Source organism: Pseudomonas defluvii (assembly GCF_001695625.1).
GTDB classification, from domain to species: domain Bacteria; phylum Pseudomonadota; class Gammaproteobacteria; order Pseudomonadales; family Pseudomonadaceae; genus Aquipseudomonas; species Aquipseudomonas defluvii.
On sequence record NZ_MBPN01000014.1, the window covers coordinates 57,921 to 74,094 of the forward strand.

Consider the following 16,174-nt stretch of genomic DNA (forward strand, 5'->3'; position numbering starts at 1 on the left):
CTGAAAATCCTTAACAGAGCGCTTGGGTCTCTGAGCTTGAAAGAAGTAGAGCAGTGACGATATGTCGCAGCGGGATCTATCGGGCTGATTTTATGGGTAAAGCGGGTGCAAGTAAAATTTCTGCAGCAAATTAATTCGTTAGATTAAGAACAAAAATCTTTCGTAACACGCTGCAGGCCGCATAGGCCGGGCATTGCCTCACCTTTTGTTAATTATGTTTCTTGCTTGGTGTAATGAACGACAAGATTGTTAATGATAATTGATATCATTTGGCGCGACTGTTTATTAGCGCCTTCTGTTGCCTGGAAGTTCCTGCTCATAGTGCAGTGTCCATAATTTTTTGCGTTTACCTATTTAGCAGCTTTTTTCCTGGGTTGTGCCGCCTTGGATCAATGCTTCGGTGCGTTGGTTGGTGGCTCATGAGGCAGTTCACCCTGTAGGAGCAGGGCTTGCCCGCGATGCAGTCACCGCGCACTCACGGGCACTCCGCCGAAGCCATCCCAGGTGCGTCTGTAGGGGCGCTGATGGGCCTCCCTGGCTCTCGCTCATGGTAGGTGCAAAAAAACCCGGAGCCCCATCACAGGCCCCGGGTTTTCAGTGCTACCCGAATATCAGCTACTGATCATTGATCAGTGGAACTGCTCTTCTTCGGTGGAGCCGGTCAGTGCGGTTACCGAAGACGAGCCGCCCTGAATCACGGTGGTCATGTCGTCGAAGTAGCCGGTGCCGACTTCCTGTTGGTGAGCAACGAAGGTGTAGCCTTTGGACGCGTCGGCGAACTCCTGCTCCTGCAGCTTCACGTAGGCAGTCATGTCGTTGCGGGCGTAGTCGTGCGCCAGGTTGAACATGCTGTGCCACATGTTGTGGATACCCGCCAGGGTGATGAACTGGTGCTTGTAACCCATGGCCGACAGTTCGCGCTGGAACTTGGCGATGGTCGCGTCGTCCAGGTTTTTCTTCCAGTTGAAGGAAGGCGAGCAGTTGTAGGACAGGATCTGGTCTGGGTATTCCTTCTTGATCGCTTCGGCGAAGCGACGAGCTTCGTCCAGGTCTGGCTTGGCGGTTTCACACCAGATCAGGTCGGCGTACGGCGCGTAGGCCAAGCCGCGAGCGATGGCTTGATCCAGGCCGGCGCGTACTTTGTAGAAGCCTTCCTGGGTGCGTTCGCCGATCACGAATGGCTGATCGTACGGGTCGCAGTCGCTGGTCAGCAGGTCGGCGGCGTTAGCGTCGGTACGGGCCAGAATGATGGTCGGTACGCCTGCAACGTCGGCAGCCAGACGGGCAGCGGTCAGCTTCTGAACGGCTTCCTGGGTTGGAACCAGTACTTTACCGCCCATGTGGCCGCATTTCTTCACGGAGGCCAGTTGGTCTTCGAAGTGAACGCCAGCAGCGCCTGCTTCGATCATGTTCTTCATCAGTTCGTAGGCGTTCAGTACGCCACCGAAACCGGCTTCGGCGTCCGCTACGATCGGAGCGAAGTAGTCGATGTAGCCGTCATCGCCTGGGTTCTTGCCGGCTTTCCACTGGATCTGGTCGGCACGACGGAACGAGTTGTTGATGCGCTTGACCACAGTTGGAACCGAGTCCACTGGGTACAGCGACTGGTCTGGGTACATGGACTCGGCCGAGTTGTTATCGGCAGCCACTTGCCAGCCGGACAGGTAGATAGCCTGGATGCCGGCCTTGACCTGTTGTACTGCCTGGCCGCCGGTCAGGGCGCCCATGCAGTTGACGAAATCTTTTTCGGGGCGGAAGGATGGGTGGGCACCTTGGGTAACCAGGTTCCACAGCTTCTCGGCACCCATGCGGGCCAGGGTGTGCTCTGGCTGGACCGAGCCACGCAGACGGACAACATCAGCAGCGGTGTAGGTACGGGTCACGCCTTTCCAGCGCGGGTTTTCGGCCCAGTCTTTTTCGAGGGCTGCAATTTGCTGTTCGCGTGTCAGTGCCATGAAAATAAACCTCGTCGCATAGGTCTTGGTAAAAATGTTCGCTCTGTCGGCTGCGCTGTTCATTTACAGGGGCAGCACCGATTGCTCGCAGATCAGAAGCATTGGCGATCAGTCGTGTTTGGCGAAATGTGCGACGGTTGAACGAGTGAGGCTCAAGGGGGAAGTGAGCAGGTAGTTGGCGCTTCTGGTGACTGCAGGTTGGCTCGTGGTTGCCGTGCTGCGATCCCTGATGGGCCGTGTACCGTTTGATGCGCTTCCGTCCCTCAGGACAACTTCGTTCCAGTCGCAATCTCGTCAAACGCCTTGTGGGCTGTACAGACACGAATCGGCTCAGTTGGGTAGGTTTAGAGCGCGACTCGAAGGCCCTTGCCAGGGCCTCTGATTAGCGGGAGCGGGGCCATCATGCCTCTGCGATTTGAGGCCGTCAAATGTTTTGTAGTGCTTTTTTATGGTTACTACATCTTTGGTCTAATAAGACTCGTCAGTCAGTTCCGAGGCCGTTGGTCGAGGCCTTGATTTCCCAGGGATCAGTCCAATGCATCGACTTTTACCCGCAACGTCATGTTTTCACCGCGTTGAGTCGAGTAAGTGAAGGCCTGAGTGTTGCGTTCCGACTGGCTTTGCTGGTTGTTGCCAGCCAGTGTGATCCATTCCCCTAGTTTTCCTGTGACTTTTGTGTCGGTGCTTTGAACGTTCACTACATCGGGGCGTTCCTGGCTCATCCGGTCGTTGTTGGTGCTGATGTTCAGGTGCACGGTCTGGCCGGTGACGCTTGCGGTCACGTAGAAACCTTGCGTGACATTGCGGTACTCCGTCTGGCTTTGCAGGCGGCCATAGGTGTCGGTCTGGGTGGTGGTCAGCGGGATGCTCTGGCCCACCTGAATCAGTGCCGGTACGCCTTCGCTGGCCTGAACTTGTTGCAGGCCGCCTTCGCGGTTGGCTGTGCCGTAGCGAATGACGCGTGCGTTGCCGCGATTGTCCTGAAAGTTGCTGTCGTTGTTGTCAACGCTGATCAGCAGGCGCCGTGGCGCGGTATCGAGCTGTTCAAGGAGGGTGCGAAGCTCGTCAATCTTGTCGGGGGCGGCTTTGACGATGAGTTTGTTTTCAAAGGCGCTGACGCTGCCGTCCTTGCCGAGAAAGGACTGCGCGGCGGGGAGGATTTCGGCGCTGGTCCGGTGGCTCAGTGGCAACACTTCAGTGGCGGCCAGGGTGCTGAGGCTGAAGGACAGCAGTATTGAGGCGAGAAGGGGGCGTAGCGGCATGTCCATGATCTCCGCGGGTGGAGAGGACATGATGGCAAATTTGCGGCAGATGTGGGAGTTGTGTGGTGGAAAAGCATCTCCGGCAAGGCCGCCGCTCTTGAAGCGTTGGCCCTGCCGGGGATTGGCCGTCAAGCCAGCTCTTTGGACTCGCGCACCATGTCGACGTGCGGGATACCGGCTTCGAGGAACTCCTCGCTGACCACTTTGAAGCCCAAACGCTCGTAGAACGGCGTGGCGTGAACCTGGGCGCTGAGCATCTGCTGCTTCAGGTCGCGGTTCTGGGCTTCGACGATCACCGCTTGCATCAGGGCATCGCCGACCTTCAGCCCGCGCCAGTCCTTGAGGACCGACACCCGGCCAATATGGCCGCTGGGCAGCAGGCGTGCCGTACCGATGGCAAAATCACCTTCATAGGCCAGGAAATGCACCGCGCTGGTATCGTCAGTGTCCCATTCCAGCTCAGGCGGTACGGCCTGTTCGGCGATGAACACGGCTTCACGAATGCGACGGATGTCAGCGTTGTCTTTCTGCCAGTCGGCAACCCGTACCGTGATCTTATTCATTGGCAAACCCCAGGCTTCCTTGCTTGATCAGTTCGCAGAGCAGGGTAAGGCCATCTTCATGGCTTAGCCACTCGCCAAGGTTTTCAACATGCAATGCGTCGGCGGCACAGATCAGCTTGAGCATTTCGCGCAGGTCGCCCGGCAGCAGGCGACTCTGGCCGCTGGCGAACAGCAGCAGGTTGTCGTCGACTTCGGACCAGGCCAGACGGGCGCTTGGATTGCGGATCAGGATGGCGCCTTGTTCGAGGCTGTCGATCAGCTCTTCCTCGCTCAGCGGCTCGCCACTGACCAGCTCGGGATAGCGTGGCTCGGTCATGAACTGGCCGAACCAGGTCAGCAGCAGGCGCTCGTCGCCCATGTGCTCGGTCAGCAGGTTCTTCAGGCGGTCGAGGGCGTCGTGCTGGATCTGGTGCGGATCGCTGACCGGCTTGGCATCGGCGTCGCTGTAGCGGTCTTCATCAGGCAGGAACTGGCTGAGGAAGTCGGTGAAGTGGGTGAGCACTTCGGCAGCGCTTGGGGCGCGGAAGCCGACCGAGTAGGTCATGCAGTCGTCTTCGGCGATGCCGTAGTGAGCCAGGCGCGGCGGCAGGTAGAGCATGTCGCCGGGTTCCAGGGTCCACTCGTCGCTCTGCTCGAAGTCCGCCAGGATACGCAGGTCGCTGTGCTCGATCAGCGGGCTGTCGCTGTCGCAGACCTGGCCGATTTTCCAGTTGCGCTTGCCTTGCCCTTGCAGCAGGAACACGTCGTAGTTGTCGAAGTGTGGACCAACGCTGCCACCGGGGGCGGCGAAGCTGATCATCACGTCGTCGATACGCCAGCTTGGCAGGAAGCGGAAGTGCTCCAGCAGCTCGCCCACTTCAGGGACGAACTGGTCGACCGCTTGTACCAGCAGGGTCCAGTCACGCGCTGGCAGCTGGCTGAAGGCGTCTTCCTCGAATGGGCCGCGACGCATTTCCCATGGGCGTTCGCCATGTTCGAGGATCAGACGCGATTCGACTTCCTCTTCCAGGGCAAGGCCGGCCAGTTCGTCGGCGTCGATCGGGCTTTCAAAGTCCGGGAAGGCCTGGCGGACGAGCAGGGGTTTTTTCTGCCAGTAGTCGCGCATGAATTCGCGGGCTGTGAGGCCGCCCAGAAGCTGCAGTGGTGTATCAGGATTCATGTGTAACCTATTGAAAAAAAGTAATTTTCTTTCGGTAATAAAAACGCCCGGCTTGGCCGGGCGTTAACGCGCAAGGCAATAATCAGACGCGTTTGGCTTGAGCTGCAGCGTTACCGATGTAGGACGCTGGAGTCAGCTTCTTCAGTTCTTCGCGTGCTTCGGCAGGCATGTCCAGACCGTCGATGAAGGTCAGGAGTGCTTCCGGGCTGATGCCCTTGCCGCGAGTCAGCTCCTTGAGCTTCTCGTAAGGGTTTTCGATGTTGTAGCGACGCATCACGGTCTGGATTGGCTCGGCCAATACTTCCCAGCAGGCGTCCAGGTCGTCGGCGATGCGCTGGGTGTTGATTTCCAGCTTGCTGATGCCCTTCAGGCTGGCCTCGTAGGCGATCACGCTGTGGGCGAAACCAACGCCCAGGTTGCGCAGCACGGTGGAGTCGGTCAGGTCGCGCTGCCAGCGCGAGATCGGCAACTTACTGGCCAGGTGCTGGAACAGTGCGTTGGCGATACCGAGGTTGCCTTCGGAGTTTTCGAAGTCGATCGGGTTGACCTTGTGCGGCATGGTCGAAGAACCGATTTCACCCGCGATGGTGCGCTGCTTGAAGTAGCCCAGCGAGATGTAGCCCCAGATATCGCGATCGAAGTCGATCAGGATGGTGTTGAAGCGGGCAATCGCGTCGAACAGTTCGGCAATGTAGTCGTGCGGTTCGATCTGGGTGGTGTACGGGTTGAACACTAGGCCCAGTTCGTCTTCGATGAAGGCGCGGGCATTGGCTTCCCAGTCGATTTGCGGGTAAGCCGACAGGTGGGCGTTGTAGTTGCCCACGGCGCCGTTGATCTTGCCCAGCAGCGGGACAGCGGCAACCTGTGCGATCTGGCGCTCGAGGCGGTAGACGACGTTGGCCAGCTCCTTGCCCAGGGTGGTCGGCGAAGCCGGTTGACCGTGGGTGCGCGACAGCATTGGTACGTCGGCGAAACGGTGGGCCAGTTCACGGATGGCGTTGGCGATCTGGCGCATCAGTGGCAGCAGCACGTCATCACGGCCGGCGCGCAGCATCAGGCCGTGGGACAGGTTGTTGATGTCCTCGCTGGTGCAGGCGAAGTGAATGAACTCACTGACCTTGGCCAGCTCTGGCAGCTTGGCTGCCTGCTCCTTGAGCAGGTATTCGATGGCTTTTACGTCGTGGTTGGTGGTGCGCTCGATCTCTTTCACGCGCTCGGCGTGCTCGAGGGCGAACTCATCGGCCAGGCCGTTGAGCAGGGCGTTGGCTTCGGCGGAGAAGGCCGGAACTTCGCTGATTTGCGGGTGAGCGGCCAGGCGCTGGAGCCAGCGAACTTCAACCAGGGCGCGGAAACGGATCAGGCCGTATTCGCTGAAAATAGGGCGCAGGGCCTGGGTTTTGCCGGCGTAGCGGCCGTCAACAGGGGAAACCGCAGTGAGCGAGGAGAGCTGCATGGGGTGTTCTCGGACAGTCGGGCAACGAAAAGGGCGCATATCATACATGAAAAATGCACCCGGGTCGGGGGTCTGACAAAAGGTAAAGCGCTTGGTGTCTGCAGGAGCCGGCGTTGCCAGCGATGGTGTGGTCGAGCCATCCGCTGTTTCGCGTTGCTTGAATCGCCAGCAAGGCTGGCTCCTGTGCGGTGTTTAGCCGCGCATCATCGGGTAGAGCTCTTTGAGCAGTTTGCGCCGGCTGAACACCAGTTGCCAGCGATGGCCGCCGAGCTGGCGCCAGAGGCGCGCCGCGCGGATGCCGGCGAGCAGCAGGGCGCGGATCTTCGAGGCGTTGTTGGGTTGTTGCAGGTGACGCATGTCACCGTGTACCTGAATCCGTTGGCGCAGGGTGCTCAGGGTGTCCTGATACAGGGCGCCACTGGAGGCTATGACGTTCTCGTGCGCGAGGCCGAAATGATCGGCCTGGGACTGGATTTGTGGCAGGCGGTTGCCGATGACTTCAAGCATATCGCCACGTTTGGCCAGTTGGCGCTCAAGGCCCAGCATCGACAGCGCGTAGCGCAGTGGTTCACGCTGCAGGCTGGCGGGGTCGCGCTCCAGGGCGCTGACCAGGGCGCGGTAGCCGTCTCGCAGGTTGAGGTCATCGCCGCCGAACACTTCCAGGGTGTCCTTGGGGTCGCGCACCAACAGGCTACCAAGCATGCAGCTCAGGTTGGCTTCGCTGACCTGGCCGGTACGGGCAATTCGATCGACCAGTACGGCAGCCTGAAAGACGCCGCCCAGTGCAACCAGCTGTTCTTGCGTGGTATTCATCAACGCTGGCTCCAAGGCTCGGCTACTTCGATCACGCCGCCGCCCAAGCAGATCTCACCATCATAGAAGACCACGGACTGGCCGGGCGTTACCGCCCGTTGAGGTTCTTCAAATACTGCCCGATAGCCGTCGTTGGTGCGTTCCAGGGTGCAGGCCTGGTCGCTCTGGCGGTAGCGCACTTTCGCGGTCAGGCGGCGCGGGCTGGACAGGTCGATCGGGTTGACCCAGAAGATCTCCGAGGCGAGCAGGGCGCGGGAGAACAGCCATGGGTGTTCGTTGCCCTGGCCAACTACCAGCACGTTGCGGGCGAGGTCTTTCTCCAGCACGTACCACGGCTCGTCGCCTGCGTCTTTCAGGCCGCCGATACCCAGCCCCTGGCGTTGCCCGATGGTGTGGTACATCAGGCCATGGTGGCGGCCGATGACGTCGCCTTCAGTGGTCTGGATTTCGCCAGGCTGGGCGGGCAGGTACTGCTTGAGGAAATCGCTGAAGCGACGTTCACCGATAAAGCAGATGCCGGTGGAGTCTTTTTTCTTTGCGGTGGCCAGGCCATGTTTTTCGGCGATGGCGCGTACTTCCGGTTTTTCCAGTTCGCCGACCGGGAACAGGGTGCGGGCAATCTGCTCGCCGCCGACGGCGTGGAGGAAGTAGCTCTGGTCCTTGTTCGGGTCCAGGCCTTTGAGCAGTTCGGTGCGGCCGTCAATGTCGCGGCGGCGCACGTAGTGGCCGGTGGCGATCAGGTCGGCACCGAGCATCAGGGCGTAGTCGAGGAACGCCTTGAACTTGATTTCGCGGTTGCAGAGGATGTCCGGGTTTGGCGTGCGTCCGGCCTTGTATTCCGCCAGGAAGTGCTCAAACACGTTGTCCCAGTATTCGGCGGCGAAGTTGGCGGTGTGCAGTTTGATGCCGATGCGGTCACACACGGCTTGTGCGTCGGCCAGGTCTTCGCGGGCGGTGCAGTACTCGGTACCGTCGTCCTCTTCCCAGTTCTTCATGAACAGGCCTTCGACCTGATAACCCTGCTCCATCAGCAGAAGGGCGGAAACGGAAGAGTCCACGCCGCCGGACATGCCGACGATCACGCGCGTCTTTTCGGGTTCTTTGAGAGCTGGAGTGGACATAGGAATCGCTGCGTATCCGGGTAAAAGGACAAGATTCTAACAGGCTGTGCGCGGCAAGGCGAAAGCCATGCTCAATCGCGGATCACCGCCAGGCTGTGCAGGGGGCCGGCGAGGAAGTCGTCAATGCAACGAGGTACCAGTTCGCTGCGCCAGCGCTCGGGGTCGGCGAGCAGTTCCTCACGGGTCAGCCACACGGCGCGGACAATGTCGCTGTCCAGTGCGCGGTCGGCATTATGCCGTAGCGGTTTGGCGGCAAAGCAGACGCGCTGGTAGGTCACGCCATTGCTGGGGGCGGTGTAGAGGTAGATGCCGACCACGCCGGTCAGTTCTACGTCCCAGGCAGTCTCCTCGAGCGTTTCGCGCAGGGCGGCCTCGGCCAGCGACTCGTTGGCCTCCAGGTGGCCTGCCGGCTGGTTGAATACGTGCTTGCCGGCTTTGAACTCTTCGACCAGCAGGAAACGGCCCTGGTCTTCGACAATGGTGGCGACGGTGATGTGGGGTTGCCAGGTCATGTGCAAGATCCTGTGTTGTGCAGGTGGATCGCATGGCCGGTGTTCTCGGCGACGCGGGTGCCACGCCTCTGCAGAAAAGCAGAAACCCCGGTGCGTGGCCGGGGTTTCTGGTGTTACATCAAGCGAACCTTACAGGGCAGAAATCGCGCTGTTGAAGGTTTGGCTTGGGCGCATCACTTTGCTGGTCAGCTCGGCATCAGGGTAGTAGTAACCACCGATTTCGGCTGGCTTGCCCTGGACAGCGTTGAGCTCGGCGACGATGGTCGCTTCGTTCTCGGTCAGTGCCTTGGCCAGTGGGGCAAAGCGTGCTTGCAGTGCGGCGTCGTCGTTTTGTGCAGCCAGTGCCTGGGCCCAGAACAGGGTCAGGTAGAAGTGGCTGCCGCGGTTGTCGATGCCACCAACCTTGCGCGCTGGCGACTTGTTGTCGTCCAGGAACTTGCCGGTTGCCTGGTCCAGGGTGTTGGCCAGGACCTTGGCTTTCGGGTTGGCGTAGGCGTTGCTCAGGTGTTCCAGAGAAGCGGCCAGGGCCAGGAATTCACCCAGCGAGTCCCAGCGCAGGAAGTTCTCTTCGACCAGTTGCTGTACGTGCTTCGGTGCCGAACCGCCGGCGCCGGTTTCGAACAGGCCGCCGTTGTTCATCAGCGGAACGATCGACAGCATCTTGGCGCTGGTGCCCAGCTCCATGATCGGGAACAGGTCGGTCAGGTAGTCGCGCAGTACGTTGCCGGTCACCGAGATGGTGTCCTTGCCTGCACGGATACGCTCCAGAGATACCTTCATGGCCTCGACTGGCGACAGGACACGAATGTCCAGGCCGGTGGTGTCGTGGTCTTTCAGGTACTTCTGGACTTTCTCGATCATCACGCCGTCATGGGCGCGTTGTGGGTCGAGCCAGAAAATGGCTGGGGTGTTGCTGGCGCGAGCACGGTTGACGGCCAGTTTGACCCAGTCCTGGATCGGGGCGTCTTTGGCTTGGCACATGCGGAAGATATCGCCAGCTTCGACGTCCTGCTGCAGCACCAGGTTGCCTTTGCTGTCTACAACGCGAACAACACCGTCGGCAGCGAGCTGGAAGGTCTTGTCGTGAGAGCCGTACTCTTCGGCTTTCTGTGCCATCAGGCCAACGTTCGGTACGCTGCCCATGGTCGTTGGGTCGAAGGCGCCGTGTTTCTTGCAGTCTTCGATAACGGCCTGGTAGATGGTGGCGTAGCAACGATCCGGGATGACGGCCTTGGTGTCTTGCAGCTGGCCTTCGGCGTTCCACATCTTGCCCGAGTCACGGATCATGGCCGGCATCGAAGCGTCGACGATCACGTCGCTTGGTACGTGCAGGTTGGTGATGCCCTTGTCGGAGTTGACCATGGCCAGCGCCGGGCGAACGGCGTAGACGGCCTGGATGTCGGCTTCGATTTCGGCTTGCTTGTCAGCAGGCAGGGCCTTGATACGGGCGTAAAGGTCGCCGATACCGTTGTTCAGGTTGAAGCCGATCTGCTCCAGTACGTCAGCGTGCTTGTTCAGCGCGTCCTGGTAGTACTCGGCAACGATCTGGCCGAACATGATCGGGTCGGAGACCTTCATCATGGTCGCCTTCAGGTGAACCGACAGCAGTACGCCCTTGGCCTTGGCATCTTCGATTTCAGCGGCGATGAAGCTGCGCAGTGCCTTGCGGCTCATGACCGAGCAGTCGATGATTTCGCCGGCCTTGACCGAGGTTTTCTCTTTCAGAACGGTGGTGTTGCCGTTCTTGTCCAGCAGTTCGATGCGCAGGCTGTCATCGGCTTCGATCAGCGCGGCTTTTTCGCTGCCGTAGAAGTCGCCGTTGCTCATGTGGGCAACGTGGGACTTGGAGTCTGCAGCCCAGGCGCCCATTTTGTGCGGGTGCTTGCGGGCATAGTTCTTGACCGACAGCGGTGCGCGGCGGTCGGAGTTGCCTTCGCGCAGTACCGGGTTTACGGCGCTGCCCTTGATGCGGTCGTAGCGTGCACGGGTTTCTTTCTCGGCGTCAGTGGCCGGGGTTTCCGGGTAGTCCGGAATGTTGAAACCTTTGGCTTGCAGTTCCTTGATCGCGGCTTTCAGTTGTGGAACCGAGGCGCTGATGTTCGGCAACTTGATGATGTTGGCTTCTGGCGTGGTTGCCAGTTTGCCCAGTTCTGCCAGGTGGTCGGCCACTTGCTTGTCGGCGCCGAGCTGTTCAGGGAAGGCAGAAAGGATGCGGCCGGCGAGAGAGATGTCCCGGGTTTCTACCGCGATGTCGGCGGTAGCAGTGAAGGCTTCGACGATGGGCAGCAGTGAGTAGGTGGCGAGGGCGGGGGCTTCGTCGGTGAAGGTGTAGATGATCTTGGATCGGGTGGGCATATTCGGGTTAACTCTCTGTTTTGCTGAGCGTGCACAGAATCTCGAGGTGCGCAGGGTAATGCGCTTCGCCTGGACACATCCATAAGCAGAAGGTCGAGGGTTCTGGGCGTTGATGGTGATGCATCAGTCGAGTGTCAAACGGCTGGGCTGCGGTAACAGCTCAGTCTTGTCGGGGCGCGGGTCTCATTTCAGGCCGGTTACCCCCAGTGACCCTTTGGTCACCGGCGGAGTATACCAAACCCTTGGTCTTAATCACCAAGACGTAGTGGTCGGTTGGTCACTTATAGACGAAAGATGTAGAGATTTTGGCGCTTTATGACGGATTGGTGTACGAGGTTTCCGTTATCCGTCAACTGGGTTAGGCTCTGGGTAATGCATGATGACGAACCACACCAAAAAAACGGAGTGCAGCATGGGATACCAGAAAATCAAGGTTCCGGCAGTCGGCGACAAAATCACCGTCAACGCAGACCATTCTCTCAATGTTCCAGACAACCCGATCATCCCGTTCATTGAAGGTGACGGCATTGGCGTCGACGTCAGCCCGGTCATGATCAAGGTTGTCGATGCTGCCGTAGAGAAAGCCTATGGTGGCAAGCGCAAGATCTCCTGGATGGAAGTCTATGCCGGCGAGAAAGCTACCCAGGTGTATGACCAGGATACCTGGCTGCCTCAGGAAACCCTGGATGCGGTCAGGGATTACGTCGTCTCCATCAAGGGCCCGCTGACCACTCCGGTCGGTGGTGGTATCCGTTCCCTGAACGTGGCCCTGCGTCAGCAACTGGACCTGTATGTCTGCCTGCGTCCGGTGGTGTGGTTCGAAGGCGTTCCAAGCCCGGTCAAGAAGCCCGGCGATGTCGATATGGTGATCTTCCGTGAGAACTCCGAAGACATCTATGCCGGTATCGAGTGGAAGGCGGGTTCGCCTGAGGCGAACAAGGTCATCAAGTTCCTGAAGGAAGAAATGGGCGTTACCAAGATCCGTTTCGATCAGGATTGCGGTATTGGTATCAAGCCGGTTTCCAAGCAAGGCACCCAGCGTCTGGTGCGCAAGGCCCTGCAGTACGTCGTGGACAACGACCGCGAGTCGCTGACCCTGGTGCACAAGGGCAATATCATGAAGTTCACCGAAGGTGCCTTCAAGGACTGGGGCTACGAAGTCGCCAAGAACGAGTTTGGCGCCGAGCTGCTCGACGGTGGCCCGTGGATGCAGTTCACAAACCCGAAAACCGGCCGCAAGGTCGTGGTCAAGGATGCCATTGCCGACGCCATGCTCCAGCAGATCCTGCTGCGTCCAGCCGAGTACGATGTCATCGCTACCCTTAACCTCAACGGTGACTACCTGTCCGACGCGCTGGCGGCCGAGGTGGGCGGTATCGGTATTGCGCCGGGCGCCAATCTGTCCGACACCGTGGCCATGTTCGAAGCTACCCACGGTACTGCGCCGAAATACGCCGGCAAGAACCAGGTCAACCCGGGTTCGGTGATCCTCTCCGCTGAAATGATGCTCCGTCACCTGGGCTGGACCGAGGCAGCTGACCTGATCATCAAGGGCACCAACGGTGCTATTGCTGCCAAGACGGTGACCTACGACTTCGAGCGCCTGATGGACGGCGCTACGCTGGTGTCGAGTTCCGGTTTCGGTGAGGCACTGATCAAGCACATGTAAGGGCGGTACAAAAAAACCGGCCAGTCCTCGCGGATTGGCCGGTTTTTTATGGGCGATTCAAAAACAAGGTGTGTCAGGCGAGTGTGGTGGTCGAGGCGGGGGTGGGGGCTGCGGTTTCCGTCTTTGCGGCTGCCCTGATTTTCACGGCGTGCAAGCCCTTGGGACCCTGGATGATGTCGAAGGCAACGGTTTGTCCGGCTTTCAGCGTCTTGTAGCCGTCCATCTCAATGGCCGAGTAGTGGGCGAACAGGTCTTCGGTCTTGCCCTCCTCGTTGATGAAGCCATAGCCCTTGGCATTGTTGAACCACTTGACTTTACCGCTTGCCATCCTCATATCCCTCTGCAAAGGACTCCATCACTGGAGTATCATCCACTCAATCCGCTGATTAACCTGCGAACTCTGGTTGACTGCGCGGACCTTGTTGACCACGGTGGGTTCTTATTGGTTGTAACACCGTTTTGCTGATAGTCAAGGCAGTGCGACGGTCGTTCAGGCGTCGACCCGGCGGTCAACTCACAACCTTAACGTGTCGAAATGATGAAATTCTTTCCATGCATGCACATAGCCAGATTCGACTAACATTCAATCAGGATCACCCGCAATCGCATGAGGACGATGGGTCCGGGCTGGCGGTGCAGGAAGCCAAGCCAGCGCTGCAGGCACCGCCGATGTACAAGGTGGTTTTGTTCAATGATGACTACACCCCGATGGATTTTGTCGTCGAAGTGCTCGAAATGTTCTTTAACCTGAACCGCGAGTTGGCGACCAAGGTCATGCTGGCCGTCCATACAGAAGGACGGGCAGTGTGCGGATTGTTTACCCGTGACATCGCCGAAACCAAGGCCATGCAGGTCAACCAATACGCCAGGGAAAGCCAGCATCCGCTACTCTGTGAAATCGAGAAGGACGGTTAATCGCCGACCAGTTGGGTATGAGGTGAAGCTATGTTAAACCGCGAGCTCGAAGTCACCCTCAATCTGGCCTTCAAGGAGGCCCGTTCGAAGCGTCATGAGTTCATGACCGTCGAGCACCTTCTGCTGGCACTATTGGATAATGAGGCAGCCGCCACCGTTCTGCGGGCCTGTGGTGCGAACCTCGATAAACTCAAACACGACCTGCAGGAGTTCATCGACTCCACCACGCCATTGATCCCGGTGCACGATGAGGATCGCGAAACCCAGCCAACCCTGGGCTTCCAGCGCGTGTTGCAGCGTGCAGTATTCCATGTACAGAGCTCGGGCAAGCGTGAAGTGACCGGTGCCAATGTGCTGGTGGCGATCTTTAGCGAGCAGGAAAGCCAGGCGGTGTTTCTGCTGAAGCAGCAAAGTGTGGCCCGTATCGACGTGGTCAACTACATCGCCCATGGCATCTCCAAGGTGCCAGGGCACGGCGAGCATTCCGAAAACGATCAGGACATGCAGGATGAGGAGGGGGGCGAAACCTCTTCCTCGAGCAACCCGCTGGACGCCTATGCCAGCAACCTCAACGAGCAGGCACGCCAGGGCCGTATCGACCCATTGGTAGGGCGTGAGGCCGAGGTTGAGCGCGTGGCGCAGATCCTTGCCCGTCGGCGCAAGAACAATCCGCTGCTGGTCGGTGAAGCGGGCGTGGGCAAGACGGCCATTGCCGAAGGCCTGGCCAAGCGTATCGTTGATGGCCAGGTGCCGGATCTGCTGTCGCATAGCGTGGTCTATTCGCTGGACCTGGGCGCGCTGTTGGCCGGTACCAAGTACCGTGGTGATTTCGAGAAGCGCTTCAAGGCGCTGCTCAATGAGCTGCGTAAACGGCCGCAGGCGATTCTGTTCATCGACGAGATCCACACCATTATCGGTGCCGGTGCGGCATCGGGCGGCGTGATGGATGCGTCCAATCTGCTCAAGCCCTTGCTGTCCTCGGGGGATATCCGCTGCATTGGCTCGACCACGTTCCAGGAGTTTCGTGGCATCTTCGAGAAAGACCGTGCCTTGGCGCGGCGCTTCCAGAAGGTCGATGTCAGTGAGCCATCGGTGGAAGACACCGTTGGTATCCTGCGTGGGCTCAAGGGGCGTTTCGAATCGCATCACAACATCGAGTACAGCGATGAAGCCCTGCGTGCCGCTGCCGAGCTGGCAGCACGCTACATCAATGACCGGCATATGCCTGACAAGGCCATCGACGTCATTGACGAGGCGGGCGCCTATCAGCGCCTGCAGCCGGTAGAGTCGCGAGTCAAGCGTATCGATGTACCTCAGGTCGAGGATATTGTTGCCAAGATCGCGCGGATCCCACCAAAACACGTCACCAGCTCCGACAAGGAACTGCTGCGTAACCTGGAGCGTGACCTGAAGCTGACCGTGTTCGGTCAAGACGCTGCCATCGATTCGCTGGCCACCGCAATCAAGCTGTCGCGGGCTGGCCTGAAGTCGCCGGACAAGCCGGTTGGCTCGTTCCTCTTTGCCGGCCCTACAGGTGTCGGCAAGACCGAGGCGGCGCGACAGCTGGCCAAGGCGCTGGGTGTCGAGCTGGTGCGCTTTGACATGTCCGAGTACATGGAGCGGCATACCGTGTCGCGCCTGATTGGTGCGCCACCCGGTTATGTCGGTTTCGATCAGGGTGGTTTGCTGACCGAGGCAATCACCAAGCAGCCGCACTGCGTGCTGCTGCTTGATGAAATCGAGAAGGCGCATCCGGAAGTCTTCAACCTGCTGCTGCAGGTGATGGACCATGGCACGCTGACCGACAACAACGGGCGCAAGGCGGACTTCCGCAACGTGATTGTCATCATGACCACCAACGCGGGTGCCGAGACGGCTGCGCGAGCCTCGATTGGCTTTACGCAGCAGGATCACTCCTCCGATGCGATGGAAGTCATCAAGAAGAGCTTCACGCCGGAGTTCCGTAACCGCCTGGACACCATCATTCAGTTTGGTCGTCTGAGCCACGAAACCATCAAGAGTGTGGTCGACAAGTTCCTCACCGAACTGCAGGCGCAACTCGAAGACAAGCGCGTGCTGTTGGAGGTTTCCGATGCGGCGCGTAGCTGGCTGGCAGCGGGTGGCTATGATGCGCAGATGGGTGCGCGGCCAATGGCGCGGCTGATTCAGGACAAGATCAAGCGGCCATTGGCTGAAGAGATCCTGTTTGGTGAGCTGGCCGAGCATGGTGGCGTAGTGCACGTCGACATGCGTGATGGCGAGTTGGTGTTCGAGTTCGAGACAACGGCTGAAATGGCCTGATAGCCGTCATCGGCAGCCCGGCTCCTGCGGGAGTCGGCCTTGCCGGCGATGGTGCGTGTGGGTTCTCCATGGTTTCATTGAGACAAACGAAAACGC

Annotated in this window: 13 protein-coding genes; 3 read left to right on the forward strand and 10 right to left on the reverse strand. The window is 59.3% G+C overall.

Annotated features, from left to right (window positions below):
* Nucleotides 1–629 precede the first annotated feature (629 nt).
* From aceA to EKA13_RS06320, 9 genes are all read right to left on the reverse strand, one after another.
* Nucleotides 630–1,955, reverse strand: a complete 1,326-nt coding sequence (gene aceA, locus EKA13_RS06280; protein ID WP_065758542.1) for an isocitrate lyase — start codon at nucleotides 1,953–1,955, stop codon at nucleotides 630–632.
* A 527-nt stretch (nucleotides 1,956–2,482) separates the two neighbouring features.
* Entirely contained in the window at nucleotides 2,483–3,217 is a 735-nt protein-coding gene (locus EKA13_RS06285; protein ID WP_065758557.1) for a secretin N-terminal domain-containing protein, read from the reverse strand.
* Between the two features lie 128 nt (nucleotides 3,218–3,345).
* Nucleotides 3,346–3,780, reverse strand: a complete 435-nt coding sequence (locus tag EKA13_RS06290; protein WP_065758543.1) for a GNAT family N-acetyltransferase — start codon at nucleotides 3,778–3,780, stop codon at nucleotides 3,346–3,348.
* Complete coding sequence (locus EKA13_RS06295; RefSeq protein ID WP_065758544.1) at nucleotides 3,773–4,939, reverse strand: ribosomal protein uL16 3-hydroxylase; 1,167 nt, start codon at nucleotides 4,937–4,939, stop codon at nucleotides 3,773–3,775. Before EKA13_RS06295 ends, EKA13_RS06290 begins: the two co-directional genes overlap by 8 nt.
* Before the next feature lie 82 nt (nucleotides 4,940–5,021).
* A complete protein-coding gene (gene purB, locus EKA13_RS06300; RefSeq protein ID WP_065758545.1) occupies nucleotides 5,022–6,392 on the reverse strand; it encodes an adenylosuccinate lyase in 1,371 nt (456 codons plus the stop codon).
* 192 nt (nucleotides 6,393–6,584) lie between these two features.
* The gene (hflD, locus tag EKA13_RS06305) at nucleotides 6,585–7,205 is read right to left on the reverse strand and encodes a high frequency lysogenization protein HflD (RefSeq protein ID WP_065758546.1); all 621 of its coding nucleotides are present in this window, start codon (nucleotides 7,203–7,205) and stop codon (nucleotides 6,585–6,587) included.
* Nucleotides 7,205–8,326 carry a tRNA 2-thiouridine(34) synthase MnmA gene (gene mnmA / locus EKA13_RS06310; protein WP_065758547.1) on the reverse strand — a complete coding sequence of 374 codons (1,122 nt, stop codon included), beginning with the start codon at nucleotides 8,324–8,326 and terminating at the stop codon, nucleotides 7,205–7,207. The genes hflD and mnmA overlap by 1 nt, the downstream gene beginning before the upstream one ends.
* A 71-nt stretch (nucleotides 8,327–8,397) precedes the next feature.
* Nucleotides 8,398–8,838 (reverse strand): NUDIX hydrolase, encoded by a 441-nt coding sequence (locus tag EKA13_RS06315; protein ID WP_065758548.1) that lies wholly within the window; start codon nucleotides 8,836–8,838, stop codon nucleotides 8,398–8,400.
* A 129-nt stretch (nucleotides 8,839–8,967) separates the two neighbouring features.
* Entirely contained in the window at nucleotides 8,968–11,193 is a 2,226-nt protein-coding gene (locus tag EKA13_RS06320; RefSeq protein ID WP_065758549.1) for an NADP-dependent isocitrate dehydrogenase, read from the reverse strand.
* A gap of 412 nt (nucleotides 11,194–11,605) precedes the next feature.
* Here EKA13_RS06320 and icd point away from each other — a divergent pair, with 412 nt between their 5' ends.
* Nucleotides 11,606–12,862, forward strand: coding sequence for an NADP-dependent isocitrate dehydrogenase (gene icd, locus EKA13_RS06325; RefSeq protein ID WP_065758550.1), 1,257 nt, complete (start codon nucleotides 11,606–11,608; stop codon nucleotides 12,860–12,862).
* Between the two features lie 73 nt (nucleotides 12,863–12,935).
* Here the strand turns inward: icd and cspD are convergent, their stop codons facing one another.
* Complete coding sequence (cspD, locus tag EKA13_RS06330) at nucleotides 12,936–13,190, reverse strand: cold shock domain-containing protein CspD (protein ID WP_065758551.1); 255 nt, start codon at nucleotides 13,188–13,190, stop codon at nucleotides 12,936–12,938.
* A gap of 224 nt (nucleotides 13,191–13,414) precedes the next feature.
* On the opposite strand from cspD, the gene clpS reads away from it, so the two are divergent.
* Nucleotides 13,415–13,777, forward strand: a complete 363-nt coding sequence (gene clpS / locus EKA13_RS06335) for an ATP-dependent Clp protease adapter ClpS (protein ID WP_065758552.1) — start codon at nucleotides 13,415–13,417, stop codon at nucleotides 13,775–13,777.
* Nucleotides 13,778–13,807: 30 nt separating this feature from the next.
* A complete protein-coding gene (clpA, locus tag EKA13_RS06340; protein ID WP_065758553.1) occupies nucleotides 13,808–16,078 on the forward strand; it encodes an ATP-dependent Clp protease ATP-binding subunit ClpA in 2,271 nt (756 codons plus the stop codon).
* Nucleotides 16,079–16,174 lie beyond the last annotated feature (96 nt).